Origin of the sequence: Streptomyces sp. NPDC047869, assembly GCF_040704065.1 — a bacterium.
GTDB lineage: Bacteria > Actinomycetota > Actinomycetes > Streptomycetales > Streptomycetaceae > Streptomyces.
In genome coordinates this window covers 202,645-219,839 of the sequence record NZ_JBEYRK010000010.1, presented here as the reverse complement: position 1 = coordinate 219,839, position 17,195 = coordinate 202,645, and the positions used below count along the sequence as shown (strand labels likewise).

General features: G+C 71.8%; 15 protein-coding genes. 5 read left to right on the top strand and 10 right to left on the bottom strand.

Features of this window, described 5'->3' with window-relative positions:
- Nucleotides 1–100 precede the first annotated feature (100 nt).
- From AB0924_RS16105 to AB0924_RS16095, 3 genes are all read left to right on the top strand, one after another.
- Nucleotides 101–463, top strand: coding sequence for a hypothetical protein (locus tag AB0924_RS16105; protein ID WP_366911694.1), 363 nt, complete (start codon nucleotides 101–103; stop codon nucleotides 461–463).
- A gap of 3 nt (nucleotides 464–466) precedes the next feature.
- On the top strand, nucleotides 467–898 hold the full coding sequence (locus AB0924_RS16100; RefSeq protein ID WP_199213247.1) for a response regulator: 432 nt from the start codon (nucleotides 467–469) through the stop codon (nucleotides 896–898).
- Between the two features lie 129 nt (nucleotides 899–1,027).
- The gene (locus AB0924_RS16095; RefSeq protein ID WP_358939553.1) at nucleotides 1,028–1,189 is read left to right on the top strand and encodes a hypothetical protein; all 162 of its coding nucleotides are present in this window, start codon (nucleotides 1,028–1,030) and stop codon (nucleotides 1,187–1,189) included.
- Between the two features lie 61 nt (nucleotides 1,190–1,250).
- Here the strand turns inward: AB0924_RS16095 and AB0924_RS16090 are convergent, their stop codons facing one another.
- The 7 genes from AB0924_RS16090 to AB0924_RS16060 form a co-directional block, all read right to left on the bottom strand.
- Nucleotides 1,251–1,976: a dienelactone hydrolase family protein gene (locus tag AB0924_RS16090; RefSeq protein ID WP_358939580.1), complete on the bottom strand. Its 726-nt coding sequence runs from the start codon at nucleotides 1,974–1,976 to the stop codon at nucleotides 1,251–1,253.
- Between the two features lie 108 nt (nucleotides 1,977–2,084).
- Complete coding sequence (locus tag AB0924_RS16085) at nucleotides 2,085–3,071, bottom strand: hypothetical protein (protein WP_366911693.1); 987 nt, start codon at nucleotides 3,069–3,071, stop codon at nucleotides 2,085–2,087.
- Between the two features lie 199 nt (nucleotides 3,072–3,270).
- Nucleotides 3,271–6,024, bottom strand: coding sequence for an alkaline phosphatase family protein (locus AB0924_RS16080; protein ID WP_366911692.1), 2,754 nt, complete (start codon nucleotides 6,022–6,024; stop codon nucleotides 3,271–3,273).
- Between the two features lie 4 nt (nucleotides 6,025–6,028).
- Nucleotides 6,029–7,384: an ABC transporter permease gene (locus AB0924_RS16075; protein WP_358939559.1), complete on the bottom strand. Its 1,356-nt coding sequence runs from the start codon at nucleotides 7,382–7,384 to the stop codon at nucleotides 6,029–6,031.
- Nucleotides 7,381–8,328 carry an ABC transporter ATP-binding protein gene (locus AB0924_RS16070; protein WP_366911691.1) on the bottom strand — a complete coding sequence of 316 codons (948 nt, stop codon included), beginning with the start codon at nucleotides 8,326–8,328 and terminating at the stop codon, nucleotides 7,381–7,383. The genes AB0924_RS16075 and AB0924_RS16070 overlap by 4 nt, the downstream gene beginning before the upstream one ends.
- A gap of 178 nt (nucleotides 8,329–8,506) precedes the next feature.
- Nucleotides 8,507–9,424 (bottom strand): aminoglycoside phosphotransferase family protein, encoded by a 918-nt coding sequence (locus AB0924_RS16065; protein WP_366911690.1) that lies wholly within the window; start codon nucleotides 9,422–9,424, stop codon nucleotides 8,507–8,509.
- 112 nt (nucleotides 9,425–9,536) lie between these two features.
- Complete coding sequence (locus tag AB0924_RS16060) at nucleotides 9,537–9,662, bottom strand: hypothetical protein (protein WP_358939564.1); 126 nt, start codon at nucleotides 9,660–9,662, stop codon at nucleotides 9,537–9,539.
- 272 nt (nucleotides 9,663–9,934) lie between these two features.
- On the opposite strand from AB0924_RS16060, the gene AB0924_RS16055 reads away from it, so the two are divergent.
- Nucleotides 9,935–10,888, top strand: a complete 954-nt coding sequence (locus tag AB0924_RS16055; protein WP_366911689.1) for a YihY/virulence factor BrkB family protein — start codon at nucleotides 9,935–9,937, stop codon at nucleotides 10,886–10,888.
- A 25-nt stretch (nucleotides 10,889–10,913) separates the two neighbouring features.
- On the opposite strand, the gene AB0924_RS16050 is transcribed toward AB0924_RS16055, so the two are convergent.
- Nucleotides 10,914–11,213, bottom strand: a complete 300-nt coding sequence (locus AB0924_RS16050; RefSeq protein ID WP_358939568.1) for a hypothetical protein — start codon at nucleotides 11,211–11,213, stop codon at nucleotides 10,914–10,916.
- Between the two features lie 239 nt (nucleotides 11,214–11,452).
- On the opposite strand from AB0924_RS16050, the gene AB0924_RS16045 reads away from it, so the two are divergent.
- Nucleotides 11,453–13,615, top strand: a complete 2,163-nt coding sequence (locus AB0924_RS16045; RefSeq protein ID WP_366911688.1) for a SpoIIE family protein phosphatase — start codon at nucleotides 11,453–11,455, stop codon at nucleotides 13,613–13,615.
- A 97-nt stretch (nucleotides 13,616–13,712) separates the two neighbouring features.
- Here the strand turns inward: AB0924_RS16045 and gdhA are convergent, their stop codons facing one another.
- Entirely contained in the window at nucleotides 13,713–15,071 is a 1,359-nt protein-coding gene (gdhA, locus tag AB0924_RS16040; RefSeq protein WP_366911687.1) for an NADP-specific glutamate dehydrogenase, read from the bottom strand.
- A 260-nt stretch (nucleotides 15,072–15,331) separates the two neighbouring features.
- The gene (locus AB0924_RS16035) at nucleotides 15,332–16,516 is read right to left on the bottom strand and encodes a type III polyketide synthase (RefSeq protein ID WP_366911686.1); all 1,185 of its coding nucleotides are present in this window, start codon (nucleotides 16,514–16,516) and stop codon (nucleotides 15,332–15,334) included.
- Between the last annotated feature and the right edge of the window lie 679 nt (nucleotides 16,517–17,195).

Sequence of the window (17,195 nt, the reverse complement as noted above, 5' to 3'; positions counted from 1 at the left end):
CTCGACGAGTGGGCCGCTGTTGCCATGTGGCAACCACACTGTACCCACGGCTCGACAACGCATGTTGTCCCTGTCGGGAACATCACCGTAGAGTGGCGTCATGCCTGGTCGCGCACCCACTCCGCCGTGGTCCGGGGAGACGGCCGCGCTGGTGAGCCAGGTCGTGGACGAGCTCACCCGGCGACTCGCGCGGGACGCCCCCCACCCGCCCGCCGACCTCGTGGACACGGCCGGTGACGCCCGTCGGCAGGCTCTCGCGCGCTTGCGTGTGCTGCGCGACGTCAGGCTCGCCGTCAGACGTCTGGAGGACCAGGCGGCGCACGCGGCGGCAGCGAGCGGGGCGGGCTACCCCGAGATCGGCCAGGCCTTGAGCATGAGCCGGCAGGGTGCCCGTCGCCGCTGGCCCGGTCTCATCACCAACAGCACACCCACCCCTCCCTCCCCCGAATCCCGGAGCTTGTGACACATGGCCGCCGCCGCTACCCGCCCGTACGACGTCCTGCTGGTCGAAGACGACGTCGCCGACGCCATGCTCATCCAGGACGCCCTGGCCGAGCGCGGTACCCGCAACCTCACCCAGGTCTCCGACGGCATGGCGGCCCTGGAATATCTGCGCGACCCGGACAACGAGCGCCCTGACCTCATCGTCCTGGACCTCAACATGCCGCGGATGAACGGCCGCGAGTTCCTCGCCGTGGTGAAGGAGGACGCGGACCTGCGGACCATTCCGGTGGTCGTGCTGACCACGTCCGCCGCTCCCGACGACGTCACCGGTGCCTACCACCACCACGCCAACGCCTACGTGACCAAGCCGGTGAACCTCGAGGAGTTCGAAGCGGCGGTGCGCAGCATCGACACCTTCTACCTCGACATCACCGTCAAGCCGCCCAGGGACTAGGTGGCTCCTCACGAACTGGCTGTCGGACGCGGCTCTCTCTCGGCTCCTTGAGGCTGGACGGCCGTTGACCGGGTAGTCGGACTCCACGGGGCCCGGCCGAAGCCGGGCGCCCATGGCGAGAGGAGCGACATGCCAGGCGTTCTCCAGCGGCTCAAGCAGTTCGCGCAAAGCCCGCAGGGTCGGCGCACGATCGAACAAGCTCGCCGCACCGCGGCCGATCCCCGCCGCCGAGCCCAGGCCCAGCGTCTCTTCGAGAAGCTGCGCACCCGGCGGTCGTCGTCGGGGATGTGACCCGAACTCGGTTCAGGAGATGCCGAGCTGAAGTCGCGGGTCCCGGTCCCCTGCCGGAGCCTCAGCGGCCGGCCAGGGTGCGGTCGAGGAGGGGCAGCAGGCGGTCCCAGTGGCGCCGCAGCCCCGCGGGGTCGAACGCGTCGGTGTCGGACATGGTGAATCCGTGGGCGGTGCCGGGATAGATCTCGGAGGTGTGTTCGACGCCCGCGGCGTCCAGGGCCTGGTCGAGTTCGACGAGAGCCTCGGGCGTCATGTCGCTTTCCGCGTGGCCGAGGTGTACCTCGGCGGTGAGCGTGGACAGGAGGCAGTGCAGTGCCTCGCGCCCGTCGGTGCCCACGGGGCCGTGGAAGCCGGCGACGGCCGCGACCCGGCCGGGGTGGGCGGCGGCGGTACGCATCGCCAGGAGGCCACCGATGCAGTAGCCGGTCACCGCGACCGGGCCGGCGCCGACCTCCGGCCGGGTGGTGAGGAACTCCAAGTAGGCTCCGGCATCGCTCAGTACACGTTCGGCGGTGTGCGCCTCGATCAGGGGCATCAACTGGGCGAAGACCGCGGGCCGGGCATCCTCCCCGAGGTACTCGGGCAGTTCGATCACCGGTGCCGGGCCGTGCCGGTAGAAGAGGTTGGGAACGAGCACGTAGCACCCGTGCCCGGCCAATTCGCGGGCCAGCTCCCGCAGCACGGGCCGGATACCGAAACCGTCCGCGTACATCAGCACCCCTGGGTGCCGTATACCGTCGTCGGGGATGGCGGCGAAGGCGTCGGCCTGGCCGTCCGCGGTGGGGATGTCGGGGTCGCACTCACCGTCGCCGCCCGCTCGTACTGGCTTCGCACCTGTCCGGTCAGCCGGGCCGCACCGGATTGACAAGCGGCACCGGTTCCGGACTCGCCAGGCTCACGGGCGGCGGCCCACCCGCTCGGCGGGCTCCTCGGCGGCGTCGGGCACGCTCAGGCCGCTGCGGTCGCGTACCAGTGTCCGCATGATCCCCGCCCCCGTGAGCACGGCCATGAGGTGCAGCGTCACGGCGAGGGCGACGTTCTCCGGGTAGCTGACGTCGCTCGGACGCGCCAGCGCCACGTAGACGGTGGCCGGCAGCCGCCAGCCGCTCCACGCGAACATCGAACCCGACCCGAGCCATGCGAGGGCGAGCAGGAGCGGATACGGCTGCCGGGTCGGGCGGCGCCGGACGAGGGCCGGTACGGCGGCGGACGCGGCGAGAGCCCAGCACGCGCTGACCCCGACCAGCACATGCCAGTCGGCCGGCCGCTCATCGCGGTGCGCGATGCCCAGGGGGCCGCCGGCCGCCCAGTAGAGCCACACCAGGCCGGTCACGGCGCCGGTGATGGCGGGCCACAGCGGCCCTGGAGAAGTCGGGGGGCGCTCGGGCCCGCGCAGTGCGTGGGGCCAGCGCCGTCGCAGGTAGGCGGGAAGCGCGATGGCCAGCGCGATCCCGGTGCCCACGAAGCTGCACTGCAGCAGCACCGCTTCCCAGCCCGGCATCGCCCCGTCGCCTCCGGAGCTCGCCGAGCCTCCTGAACTCTCCTCATGCGCACCGGAGTTCACGAGCGCGCTGATGACCACGAACGGCAAGATCGACACCAGGAACCCCGAGCCCACCCAGCCGGTGAAGCCCACCAGCCGGCCGGGGATCCGCATCCCCCAGGGCCGCACCAGCGCCAGCCCCAGCGTGATCCCGGCGGCGGCCATACCGATCGTGACGGTGTTGAGCGCCAGCCACCCGCCCAGGCTGAAGCCTCGCCCCACCGGCAGCAGTCCCAGTGACGAACCGACCACCCACGACACTTTGATCACCAGGTACGGCACGAGAGCCGCTGCCGCCGCGTACCCCGCCGCACGCCCGATCCGGTCCCCACGCTCCACGACGTCTCCCTCCGCTGGGCCCTCATCGTCCGGCGCCCGCGGACCACTACGCATCGCCCCTCAGGCGCACCCCCGCTCCCCCGCTGGACCGACTCGCCCCTCCACCTCGCGGACCACCCCGCAGCCGCGCCGCCGGCCACGGCAGGGCCCCCGCCCGGTGGTGATGCCGGACGGGGGCCCTTCGTGCCGCGGGTGCTTGTCAGCCGTCGGACTCCGACGACGGGATGTAGGCGCCCGGTACGTCGTCCGGCTCGAAGAGCTTGGTCTCGCCGGGGTACGGCTTCTTCCAGTTGTGCGTCTCGTACCAGGTGAAGTGGTTCATCTGCGCGGGATTCGCGTAGTCGGGCACCGCGTTGGGCCCGGTCAGGCGCTGCCTGGACTTCCAGCGGTCCCACTTCGCGGCGAGTGACTGCTTGTCCGCGGGGACCCTCGCCGACGGCGCGGGTGCCGCGGCGGGGTCCTGCGGTGCCGGTGTGTCCACGCCGCAGGCGGGCGGGGTCTTCAGGCCGCCGGTCAGGGAGGTCCGGTTGGGCAGCGCGGTGAACGGTGTGAGGTCCGCCTTCTTGGTGAAGGCCCCCCGCATCGGGGTGGCCGCGCTGTCCTTCTGGTTCATCGGGTGGATCCCGAGGATCTGCTCGATGGTCCGGATCACCGTGATCTGGGAGTAGTAGCGGCTGTCGACGGTGCCGTGCTGTGCCCAGGGGCTGATGATCTGGATCGGCGCGCGGTGGCCGTCGACGTGGTCGAGGCCGGCCTGGGAGTCGTCCTCGACGACGAAGATCGCCGAGTCCTTCCAGTACTTGCTGTGCGAGATCTCGTCGACGATCCGGCCGGTGGCGAGGTCGTTGTCGGCGACCTGGGCGGCCGCGTTCGCCGGGCCACCGGTGTGGTCGCTGGAGAGCCAGAACATGTTGAGGTTCGCCGGCCCGTTCTTCTCGAAGTCACGCTTCCAGATCTGGTGCCGGTAGATGTCCGGGACGCTGGTGTCGAACTTCGCGAAGCCGTGCACGGACACGTCGTTGAGCGACGGGATCGGCGAGGACGAGTTCAGGGTGTACGCGGTGTCCTGCCCCGTCGAGTCCATGTTCTTGGCGTCGCAGTACAGGTTCTGCCAGCTCGCGTCCGCGGGCTTCGACAGGAACTGCTGGAACTCGCCGAAGTTTCGCACGCTCTTGCCCGCCGCCTGGGCGCCGGACCAGATGAATCCGGTGCGCTGGTGGCCGAGAGCGTCGTCCTCGGTGTCGTAACTGCGCTTGTACTCACCGGCCGAGGACTCCGTGTACTCCGGATTGTCGGCCTGCATCAGCCAGTTGTGGCCCTCGGCGGAGTTCGTGCCGATGTCGTACGTGTTGTCGTACAGCCCGAACTGCTCGGCCATCGCGTGCTGGTTCGGGGTCACGTTCTCACCGAACTGTGCCAGCGACGGGTCGCCGTTGCCCTGCGGGACATCGCCGAAGACCTGGTCGTAGGTCCGGTTCTCCTTGACTACCAGGAACACGTGCTTGATCGTCGACGGGTCGCCGAGCCGCTGCGGGACCGGCACCGGCTTCTCGTGCCCCTTGCCCTTGGCGAGCTGCACCGAGCCCCGGCTCCAGCCGTTCTGCTGGAAGACCTTGGGTGTCCGGGACCTGATGACGCTGTCGTCGGGCAGTTCGAACCGCGTCAGGCTCGACGTCGTGTCGTGGGTGGCGTGCCCGGCGGCGCTGGTGGGGCGGCGGGCGTCGACACCGCGCGCGTTGGAGACCAGCACCTGGTCGCCGACGGTGGTGATCTCCGCGGGGAAGTAGTCCGTGGGGAGCAGGCCGACGTAACTGACCGGCTCCTGCGGGGTGGTGTACCGGTAGACGGCGACCGCGTTGGCGCGGCCGAGCGTCACCAGCAGATGCCCGTCGTCGGTGAGCGTCACCGCGTCGGGCTCGTAGCCGACCGAGGCCTCGGGCCAGGGCTGGGTCGCGATGGTCTGTACGACCTTGTCGCGGCGGGTGTCGATGACCGACACGTCGTTGGTGGCGGTGTTGGTGACGAACAGCGCCCCGCGCTTGGCGTACAGGGCGGTCGGGTGCAGGCCGACGTCGATGCTGGTCGGGGCGGCGTCCGGGTGCGTCAGGTCGATGACGCCGACCGTGCCGGTGGTGGTGGCACCCGTCCTGGGGTCGGCCGGTACCTGGGTGCCGTAGGAGTTGAGCGTGGCGTCTTCGGGTTCGGCCGGGCGCCCGCCCTCGTTGCTGACGTAGAGCTTGTCGCCGACCCGGACCAGGTCACGCGGGGCGTTGCCGACGGCCCAGCTCCGGCGGACGGCCCCGGTCGCCGCGTCGAGGGCGACCACCCGGTTCTGGCCGTTGACGGCGGAGTACACGGTGGAGCCGTCGGGCGAGAACACCGCCTCCCCGACCAGCGCGTGCTTGGTGCCGTCCGCGGGTATCTTCACGGCCGTCGGGTTGGCGACGCTGCCGTCCGGGTTCACGGTGAACCTGGTGTAGCCGTCGGTCTGGCCGAGCCACAGCTGTGAGCCGTCGGGCGAGTAGGTGGGGCCTTCCTGGCCCACCTCGTTGCTGCCGATGCGCGGGCTGGACGCGGCGGCGGTGCCGACGAGTTGCTGCACCGTCCACTTCTTCAGGTCCACGACGGACAGTGCCGCACCGCCGTCCGTGACGGAGGCGGCGAGATGGGTGCCGTCCGGGCTCACCGAGGACGACATGACCTTGCCGTTGTCGATGACGAGGCGTTCGCCGTACGGCGCGATGTACTGGTCGCTGGAGACGACCTGGCCGCGGTCGGTGACCTGGCCGACCTGGTCGGTGCCGAACTGGTGCGTCTGGGCGAAAGCGGTGCCCGCGGCGGTGACGGCGACAGCGGTGATGCCGGCGGTCAGCAGGGTCCGGCGGCCGACGCGTCTGCCGAGGAGAGCGACACCGTTCTTGTGGACACGCCTGCGGTGGCGTGTTACCTGCATGGGTTCATCCCTTCGAGGTGGACAGCAGGTCGACGTTGCCGTCGAACTGCCAGAGCGGGTTCGGTGCGTCCCCGGTCGGGGTGCGCACCAGGAAGTAGCCGTTCACTTCCTTCGGTCCGTCGCCGTCGGCGACGAACCGCCCGTCCGCGGTGACGTCGAGCTGGTAGACGGCCGAGCCGGTGGCCTCGACGCCGGGCAGATGCCACGAGACGACGCAGCGCCAGTCGTTGCCCGGCCCCTCGGCGGCGACCCTGACGCTGCCCTTGTCACATGTGGCGGTCGTCCTCAGCCGCGCCTCGGTGACGTCGGGGCGGTGCAGTTGCCCGGTCTGCAGGCGGTAGAGATGGGCGAACTCCGTGGCGAGGGAGCGCTGCACCTTGTCCTGCCGGATCCCGGAGCCGGTGGCCGAGGTCGTCGTGGCGACGACCAGCACCGTCGCGGCGGCCAGCCCGGCCAGCGGCAGCACCCCGGCGATCACGGCACGGTGTCCCGAGCCGTCGTAGGCGGCGTTGGTGAAGTCGCGGCGTACGAAGAGCAGGCAGGCCAGCGTCGTCGCGACCACGGCCCAGGCGAGGCTGACCGCGATCCCGATCAGCGGCGGCTGAAGCTCTGCCGGGCTGGTGAACAGGCCGTTCCAGGCGATGAAGGCGTAGCCGGGCAGGGCGAGGCGTACGGCGACGGGCAGCGGCAGCAGCTGGGCGAGCTGCATGGCGAGCGCGAACAGCGCGGGCAGCAGCAGTCCCATCGGGGACCGTCCCAGCGTGACGGAGCCGAGCAGTCCGATCGCGGCGAGGGCGAGCGTCGGGGCGAGCACGCAGATCCAGGCGAGCGCGACCCGGCCAGCGGCTTCCGACGGTGTCAGCAGGTGGCCGTCGAGGCCGACCAGCGGCTGGTTGCCGACGGCCACGGCTCCGCCGGCCGCGCTGGAACAGGCCAGCCCCGCCACCAGCAGCAGGATGACGGTGAGGGCGGCCAGTGCCTTCGCCGCGAAGATCCGCCGCGGGGACCGGACCGCCACGAGCAGGTGGCGCCAGGTGCCCAGGCGGTCCTCGGCGGCGAACACGTCACCGGCCACCAGCGAGGTCAGCAGCGGCAGCGCCCAGGTGCCGGCGAAGCCGAGCACCACCAGCGGCCCGGCCCAGCCCGTGGCGTGCATCCAGCGGCCGAAGAGGGTGTCGACGGGGAGCGTGCTCTGCCGGCTCACCGCGGTCACGAAGAGCGCCGGCGTGATCCAGCAGGCGAGGACCAGCAGGCGCGTCCGCCATTGCGAGACCAGTTTGACCAGTTCGAACCGGTAGCCGCGCGACAGCGGAACGGGGCTGGGCCGGACATCGTTGCCAGGTACGAGTGTCGCGGTCATCGGGCCGGCTCCTCCCGGTGCTGCTCGGTCAGGGCGAGGAAGGCGGCTTCGAGCGGTGACACCACGGGAGTGAGTTCGCGAGGCGCGATGCCTGCCCGTACGAGCCCCGTCACCAGTTCGTCGAGGGCGGGCACCCGCGCGCGTACGACGAGGACTTCGGCGCCGTACCGCGTGGTGGCGTCGTCGGCGACGTGGATCCCCCGCGTGTCGGCGGCCAGGCGGCGGGCGGCCTCGAGGTCGGAGGTCACCAGGCGGTAGTCGAGTTCGCGTTTCTCGGCGGCCAGCTTGTCCAGATGGCCGGAGAAGACGACCCGGCCGGTGGCGATGATGGTCACCTCGGAGCACAGCGCCTCGAGGTCGTCCATGCGGTGGCTCGAGAGCACGACGCTGGTTCCGTCCGCCGCGAGCCGGGTGAGGACACCGTGCACATGCCTCTTGCCTGCCGGGTCGAGGCCGTTGGCGGGTTCGTCGAGCACGAGCAGCCGGGGTTGCGTGAGCAGGGCGGCGGCAAGTCCGAGCCGCTGGCGCATGCCGAGGGAGAACCCGCGCACCCGGTCGTCGGCGACATCGGTGAGACCGACCTGGTCGAGCGCGTCGTCGATCCCCGTCGTCCGCGCGCCGCTCCCGCGGAGGGCGGCCAGCGCGGCAAGGTTCTGCCGGGCGGTGAGCGAGGGGTAGAGGCCGGGCCCGTCCACGAAGCCGGCGACTGCGTCGGGGGCGGTGAGCGCCCGTCCGACCGGTGTGCCCAGGATCTCGAGGCGACCGCTGTCGGCGGCGGCCAGCCCCAGCAGAAGACCCAGCAGAGTCGTCTTGCCGGCGCCGTTCGGTCCGACCAGGCCGTGGATCTGACCCTGCGTCACGTCCAGGTCGACGCCGTCGAGCGCGACCACGTCGCCGAAACACTTGGTGATCCCGCGCGCCCGGACTGCGAGGAGTGCGTCCATGAGTCCCTTCTTCCGCAACGCTCAGGGACCTTACGGACGGCACACAGCTTGGACGGGGTCGGTCGGTTGAACGTCCAGGGAACGAGTTGTCAAAGCATGGACAAGATCGGGGGTACGAACCGGCCGACATACGACCAGACTTGGGCAGGAACCGGTGTGGTCCTGCCGGGCCGCGTGATCACCGGTGGACCGCCGCGGTGAGACGTGCGAGTGCGGCGTGGGCGGGCGGGCCCCAGGTCGGCTTGCCACCGGGGCGGCCGTGGACACCGGCGTCCCCGATGTGGATGCCCGCGAGGGCGCGCAGCACCGCCCAGCCGCGGGCGCGGCGCAGGGTCGCGGTGTCCGGGCCCGGCCGGTAGGTCTCGTGGAAGAGGTCGGCGGCGCCGTCCGGCAGCAGGATCCAGGCGGCGGCCAGGTCGCAGGCCGGGTCGCCGGCGAAGAGGTCGCCGAAGTCGATGACGCCGGAGAAGGTGCCGTTCGCGGTGAGGATGTTGGCCGGGTGCAGGTCGCCGTGGAGCCAGAGACGCGGGCCTGCCCAGTCGGGCGCGGCGGCGGCGTCTTCCCATACCGCGCGGACGGCTTCCGGGTCGCGGATCAGCCCCAGTTCGGTGGCCGAGGCGAGCGCTTCGGTGAACCGCTGGGCGGTTTCGGCCAGCGGGCCGCCGCGGTCCCGGCCCGCCGGCGCTCCGTCGGGGGCGGGGCGGTGGAGGGCGGTGAGGAAGCGGGCCAGGGTGACGGCCGCCTCGGCGGGGCGCGTCGCGGGGGCGCGGTCGGCGGGCTCGCCCGGTACCCAGGTGGTGACGAGCCAGGGCCGCGGGAAGCGTTCGGAGGGCTCACCGAGGCGCTGTGGAACGGGAATCGGAAGAGGGAGGTGCGGGGCGAGGAGGGGCAGCCAGGCGTGTTCCTTGCGCAGCAGCGCGTCCGCGGACTCCGTCGCCCAGGGCATCCGGACGGCGAGGTCGTCACCGAGCCGCCACACCTGGTTGTCCCAGCCGAGCGCTCCCAGCTTCAGGGGGCGGTCCGCCAGGTCGGGTTGCTGCTCGCGCAGCAGATCCCGGATCAGGTCCTCTGTGATGTCGATCCCGGTGACTGTCATGCGGGACAAGGTAGTTGGGCGGCGACCGCCTGGGTCCCGGATGGATCCGTGTCAGGTCCGGTGGCCGCCGCCGTACCTCGCAACGGGCCCGTCACAGGGCCGCCGGCCGCCGTCAACGGCGCTTACGGCACTCCCGGTACCGCCGTTCGACGTCGGCCAGGAACCAGTCGGGCACCTCGCCGACGGCCCGCAGGTGCTCGCGCTCGTCAGCGGAGAGCGTCTGCGCCGATTCGTCCACGGCCACCGGCGTAGTCAGTCAGCTTGGCCGACATACGCTCGCGCCGGAGATCGCCTCCGAAGGTGGCGCGGTCGGTTCGGCCGCTGAGAAGCAGGGTGAACCATCCGAAGAACCGCTGTTTGCCGGACCTTCTGCGCAGTTGTCGCCGGCCTTCCGTGACGGGCTCGGCGGTCGAGGGCTCGGGGCTGCCCCGGAATCGCGCGCTGGGGCGGCCACGCTTCCGGGTAGACGGACAGAGCCGCCGTCGGCGGCCGACGAGCATTGGGGGGGCGATGGGCACTGCCACGCAGGTTCCCGAGACACGGGACATGAGCGGCGAGGAACTGTCCGGTGACGAGGCATGGGCGGCGCTGCGCCGCTACGGCGGCTGGTCGCTCCTGCGGGACGCGTTCGTCCGCTTCCGGTACGCCGACGGCTTCAGCCACTCCCGGGCGCTCGCCCTGCAGACAGTGCTGGCCCTCGTACCCCTGACCATCGCCTTCGTCGGGCTCTCGACCGTCGTGCACACCGAGAACGTGGGCCGGCTGGCAGAACTGACGATCCACCGGATCACCCGCGGCCCCAGCGAGGGCGTCGTCGACGACGCCCTCGCCCGCGGCCGGACATCCGCGGGTGACGGCGCCGCCGCCGCCCTCTGGCTCTGTGCCGCCTTCTCCCTGGTGAACGTCACGACCGCCATGTGCCAGATCGAGCGCGGCGCCAACCGGATCTACGGCAACGAACGCGACCGCCCGTTCCACCTCAAGTACCTGCGCGGCCTGCTGATGTCCGTCGGCGCGGGACTCCCGCTCGGCCTCGGGTTCGTCGTGATGGTCGCCGGGGACGACCTCGCCTCGGCGGCGGTGACCGTCTACCACCTCGACAGCGGCACCCTGGCGGCCTGGGACGTCCTGCGCCGGCCCTTCGGTCTGCTGCTCGCGCTCATCTCCGCGAGCACCGTCTTCCGCCGCTCACCGCGCCGCAAGCAGCCCGGGTACACCTGGCTGGCCTTCGGCGCGGCCGTCTACCTGGTGCTGTGGATGACGCTGACCTGGCTGCTGAGCCTCTACCTGGACATCAGCGGCTCCTTCGACACCGTCTACGGCCCGCTGAGCGCCTTCATGTCCTTGCTGTTGTGGGCCTACCTGACCTCGATCGCCCTCTTCCTCGGGCTGGCCTTCGCCGCGCAACTGGAAGCGGCGCGCGGCCTTCGGCCCGGTCCGGTCGAAGCCGACCCAGGGGTCTGAGTGTCCGGCTTCGACGGGCGCCCGGTCACTTCTTGTCGGCGGTGAACTGCGCGATCTGGTCCTTGACCCAGGGGTCGTAGACCGCGAGCCGCCGGGCGGCGTCGGGGTAGAACTGTGCCAGCTGGCCGGCGACCCAGGGATCGATCTGCCGGTGTGCGGCGGACGGCCGTGACGGGTGATGGTCGGCGGCCACCGTCCGGGCGGAAACGGGTGATGCCTGCGCAGTCGTGGTCGCGCTCGCGGGATCGCCCACGGCGACGAGTGCGCCCACAGCGGCTACAGCGGAAACGCCCGTGACGGCACAACGCCGTATCAGCTTGCTCACGGTCTGTCCTCCAGCGTCCTCTAGCGGTGGATCCCTAAAGCGGAATCAGTGGTTCCGGTGGGTTCGATTACCCATCCCCACCCTCGCCACACACCCCATCACCGGCACGAAACGATCCGATGTGGGCGAAGCGACTCCCTGTGTTATTCAATGAAGTGTGCGATCAGGGATCTCGGGGCCCCGTCGCACGGGTTCGCGTACGGCCCCGGCGCCGCGCCGGGGATTGCTGAGAGAGCCGCATGGACTCCACACCGTCCCCTTCGTCCTCTTCGCCGTTCGAACTGGTCAGCAGCGCTCTCGGGCGCTACATCCCGCGCGGCGGACGTGCGGCGCCGGCCGGTCCTGCCGACGCCCCGGATGACCGCGCCGTCGGCCGACGCGTGCCCGAGGACGCGGGGGACGGCCCCCAGGATCAGATTCTCGGCGCGGTCAACCTGGACAGGGAGCTGAGGATCACCCGCTGCAATCTGGACGCCCCCGTCTTCGCGGGTCTGGACGCCCTGACCGGGAGCCCCTTCGTCGATCTTCTGCCCCCTGGGGACGTACCGACGGTCACGCGGCGGTTGCGGCAGGTACTGGAAACCGGTGAGGCGCACGTCGCCCGGATCCAGCGTCTGCGGCGCGGCGACGGTTCGGAGCTGGTGGTCTCACTGAGCATCCTGCCCGCCGCGGTGCCGCAGGAAGGCCTGACCGTCTCCGTGATCGCCATGGCCACCAGGCTGCACCTGTACGCCGCCGAGACCGCGATCGGCACCTCGCTGGACATCGGCGAGACCGCGCAGTCGCTGGCGGAGTCCCTGTTGGCCTGGGGAGACGTGGCCGCCGTCGACCTCGACTTCGCCGTGTGGACGGGCGAGGGGGTCAGCGAGCAGGCGCGGGGACGCATCCGGCTGCGGCGGGCGGCGCTGGTGCCGGACCGGGCCTGGCCCGAGGGGTACGTGACTCCGGGCAACGATCTTCCCAGCGACGCCAGTCGTCTGCTGGCGCAGGCGGTACAGCGGGACGACGCCCCGCAGGCCATCGTGATACCCGACCGGGAGGCGGTCGAACGGGTGCTCGGTACTCCGCGGGTGGTGCGTGCCCTGGTGCCCGGCGACCGGTCGGCGGGGGTGGCGTGCATACCGCTGGTCCTGGACGGCGCGCCGCCCGTCGTGCTGGGCGTGGCGGAGGTCTGGCGGCGGGCGGACTGCCCGTTCCGCGACAGCGAGCTGTTCGACTTGCAGGAACTGGTGGCCAGGACCGCCCATCACGTCGACCTGGCCCGTCAGCACCAGCGCGAGCACACGCAGGTGCTCGCGTTGCAGCGCCGGCTGCTCCCCCGGACCGGCGGCGACACCGTCGAGATCGCCAGCGTCTACCAGCCCGCCACCCCCGACAGCGCGGGCGTCGGCGGCGACTGGGTGAACAGCTTTCCGCTGCCGGACGGCCGTACCGCGCTGGTGGTCGGTGACGTCGTCGGGCACGGCCTCGGAGCCGCTGCGACCATGGGCCAGCTGAGCATGGAGGCCCGAGCCCTGCTCTCGGCGGGGCTGGCGCCGGACGAGGTGCTGGAGCACCTGGACGAGACCGTGACGCTGCTGGACGACTCGGAGGCCGGGCTGGCGGCCGGATACAGCGCCCTAGGTTCGACCTGCTGCGTCGCCCTCTACGACCCGGTCAGCCACCAAGTGGCGTTGTCCAGCGCCGGTCACCTTCCCCCGATCCTGGTGTCTCCGGACGGGCACGCGGCCCCGCTCGCGGTCCGCCCGCACCCCGGGCTGGGCGCCGAGTTCGCGCTGCGGGAGCCGTTCCACGTGCACACGTTCGGCGCGCCCCCGGGCTCCCTGCTCGCCCTCTACACCGACGGCCTGGTGGAGGATCCGGCCGTGTCGATCGACGAGGGCATCGACAGGCTGGCGGAGGTCGTGTCCGCGGTGCACCCCTGGGACACTCTGCAGCAGGCCGCGCGGCGCGTCGTCTCCACACTGGCGCCCGCGCGTCAGCGCGACGACGTGACCCTGCTGCTCGCGCGCACGATCGGCTACCGCAAGGAGGACACCGCGACCTGGCGGCTGCCCGCCCGCTACGACGCGCCCGCCCGTGCCCGCGAGCGGGTCTCCGCGCTGCTGCGCCAGTGGCGCACCCGGGACGACACCCGGGACAACGTGCTGCTGCTGGTCAGCGAGCTGGTCACGAACGCGGTGCGCTTCGCCACCGGCCCTGTCACGGTGCGGCTGATCAGGTCCGGTCACGGTCTGCTGTGCGAGGTGGGCGACACCGGCAACGGCAGGCCGCGGCTGCGCCGGGGCGGCCTCCTCGACGACGGCGGTCGCGGCCTGCACGTGGTGCACGGGCTCACCAGCCGGTGGGGGGTGCGGTGGACGGACACCGGCAAGGTGATCTGGGCGGAGGTCGCGAGGTGACGCGCGCGTGCCGCACGCACCCGGCACCTCCGCCCGCCTCGGCGTGCCCGGACGGCGTCCCCGGACCGGGGACGCCGTGACCGTGACGCCGTGACGATCAGATGACGCCCTGCGCGAGCATCGCGTCCGCGACCCGCTCGAAGCCGGCGATGTTCGCGCCGGTCACGTAGTCGCCGGGGGCGCCGTAGCGCTCGGCGGTCTCGGCGCAGGTGGTGTGGATGTCGGTCATGATGCGGGCCAGCTCGTCCTCGACCTGGTCGGCCTTCCACGACGTGCGCGACGCGTTCTGCGTCATCTCCAGCGCGCTGACCGCGACCCCGCCGGCGTTGGCCGCCTTGCCGGGGCCGAAGGCGACGCCGGCCCGCTGGAACAGCTGCACGGCCTCCGGTGTCGTCGGCATGTTCGCGCCCTCGGAGACCGCCTTCACACCGTTGCGGATCAGGGCGTCGGCGTCCACGGCGTTCAGTTCGTTCTGGGTCGCCGACGGCAGGGCGACGTCCGCCGGGACCTCCCAGACCCGCCCGCCGGGCACGAACCGCGCGGAGGCGCCCCGGCGCTCGGCGTACGTGCTCACCCGGCCGCGCTCGACCTCCTTGATCTGGCGCAGCAGCGCCAGGTCGATGCCCTTCTCGTCGACGACGTAGCCGCTGGAGTCGGAGCAGGTCACCGCGTTGGCGCCGAGGGCGGCCAGCTTCTGGATGGTGTAGATCGCGACGTTGCCCGAGCCGGAGACGACCGCCGTCTGCCCTTCCAGGTCCTCACCGCGGGCGCGCAGCATGGCCTCCGCGAACAGCACGTTGCCGTAGCCGGTCGCCTCCGGACGGATCAGCGAGCCGCCCCAGCCGGCGCTCTTGCCGGTCAGCACGCCGCCCTCCCAGCGGTTGGTGATCCGCCGGTACTGGCCGAAGAGGTAGCCGATCTCGCGGGCGCCGACGCCGATGTCGCCCGCCGGGATGTCGGTGTACTCACCGATGTGCCGGTACAGCTCGCTCATGAAGGACTGGCAGAAGCGCATGACCTCCGCGTCGCTGCGGCCCTGCGGGTCGAAGTCGCTGCCGCCCTTGCCGCCGCCGATGCCGAGCCCGGTCAGCGCGTTCTTGAAGATCTGCTCGAAGCCGAGGAACTTGATGATCCCTAGGTTCACCGACGGGTGGAAGCGCAGGCCGCCCTTGTAGGGGCCGAGGGCGCTGTTGTATTCGATCCTGAAGCCGCGGTTGACGTGGACCCGGCCGTGGTCGTCATGCCACGGCACCCGGAACATGATCTGCCGCTCCGGCTCGACCAGCCGCGCGACGAGCCCCGGCTCGGCGTACTCGGGACGCGCCGTGAGCACCGGGGCGAGGGTCTCCAGCACCTCGCGGGCGGCCTGGTGGAACTCGGGTTCCGCCGGGTTGCGGCGCTCGATCTCGGCACGGAGCAGGTCGAGCGAGGTCTTGGGGTCGGGTCGCGAGGTCACAGGGTCCCTTTCAGACATGGCCGACACCGGCGGGTGACCGGTGAGGGGCGCTCGGCGCCGTTGCCGCGCGCGGGACTGCGGCCGCCCCGGCTGAACGTGCCAGGTCGGCCAACTCTCCCAGTGTTACTCCTGTGTTAACGCGATACCAAGAGCCCTGCCGGATTGCCCACTATCTGGACACTTTGTACGGCGAACGGACGACGAGTGGGTCCCGGGCCCGCCGCCCGGCACATCCGCCCGCACCATCCACGGGACTCGGGCTACAGCCATTCCCCGTCCAGGGCGGTGGCGGTGAGCCCGGGTGCCGCCGCGTACAGGACGGCGCGGTCGCCCGCCTTCTGCCCCGCGTCGTACGCCCGTCGCAGGATGTCGAACACCGCGGCACCTCCGCGGTTGCCGCTGGCGTAACTGTCCCGGCTGTAGTCCAGGAGCCCCGACGGCCACGCTTCGGGCATCGTCTGCTCCATGTACTCCAGCACCCGGGTCCCGCCAGGGTGCGCGAGCAGCATGTCCGGGTGCCACGAGTCGGGGTCGTCCTGGTACCGGCTGCGCAGCCACTCCCACATCGCGGTGACCGTCTCCTGCACGGCGCGCGGCCCACGCCGGTCCATCACGAAGTGGGTGCCGTCCGCCCGCGTCTCCAGGCGGTGCAGGTCCTGGGTGCCGGGCAGGGTGTGGTGCCAGGCGCCGTCGAGCCGCAGCACCGCCTCGCGCCGCGGACGGCCCGTGACCACCGCAGCGACCGCGGTGTCCGCGAAGAGCAGCCGGACGATCAGGGACTCGAGGGTGTCGTCCGCGGGCTGGTAGGTCGTGCTCAGCGCCTCCGAGATCACGACCAGGACCACCCGGTCGGGGTCCGCGGCGACGAGTTCGGCCGCCAGCGCCAGAGAGCGGGTCCCCGCGACACAGGCCCACTGCGTGGCCGGGAGCAGCATCGCGTCGGGGCGGAGCGCGAGCTTGTTGGACAGGGCGATGTCGAGGCCCGGCAGCGCCGGAGTGGTGGAGTGACTGGTGATCAGGCAGTCGACGTCGGCGGCGTCCAGCGCGGCGATCTGCAGGGCACCGCGCGCCGCGCGCTCGCCGTAGGCCTGCACGGCCTCCCAGGCCGGCGCGGTGCGCTCCTGGACGGTCTGCGGCGCGGGTACCGCCTCGAGGGCGGCGATCACGCGGTCCACGTCCTGCTCGGTGAACCCGTCGCGTGCCAGCGCCTCTTGAGCCCGCCCGACGCCGAACGCCCGCAGGCCCCCGCCGTCGCCCGGCGCCACGGCGGTCTCCAGCGGGAGCATCCATCCGCGGGTCTCGATGCCCGTACTGGCCGCGATGCCGTCGACGCGCGGCGCCCACGCCGCGTGCGGGTGCCGGTCGCGCACCTCCGCCACGATCTGGCTGGTCTTCACTGCGTGCTCGCCGTGTATCACGGCAGGAGGACAGAGGTAAGCGGCCATGGTGGGCACCTTTCCAGGGGGAAATAGGAGGAACGTCGCCAGTGGTGTGCCGGGCGCCACTTCGGGACTCAACGCCCAAGGCAATGCCGGCTGGCTCCACTTCGGGGGTCGGTAGCCGCTTCGAGAATGGACGCTAAAGGGACATTTGCGCTGTGATGCAGACAACTTGGTCGGCGCTTTGGGTACGTGACACCGCACACACCGCTGGGGCAGGGGTCCGGAGTGGCTGCACGGTTCTGGCCTGACTTGCCGTCAGCCGGTGAGGGCCGAGGGGGACGCCTACGACGCTCGGACGCGCCGGGCGCCGGGCACGCCATGGCCCTGGTCCTGGCGGTGCACCTCGATGTCACCGTCCGCGGGCGTCCCGCGGGCACGGCCCACGGCAGCGGGGTGGCGGGGTGGCGGTCGCCGAGGGCGGAGCGGTAGCGCTCCGGGAGAGCGGTGTCCGGTCAGCATCGCCGCGCCGCGCTCAACGGCCGTGGCTTCCGCGCCCGGCGCGATCAGTGTGCCGGTCGGCTTCCTGTTCCGGCGCCGAGGTCGAGCACACGCGGGCCGGGACGTGCGGTCCGGGCGCCCAATGCACCGCGTCCCGCGCGTAGTCCGGACGGTGCTCGCGTACGCGGCGGCCGCCCGCTCGAACGATGAAGCGTGCAGGAGCTGTTCGCCCCGGTCCACGCGG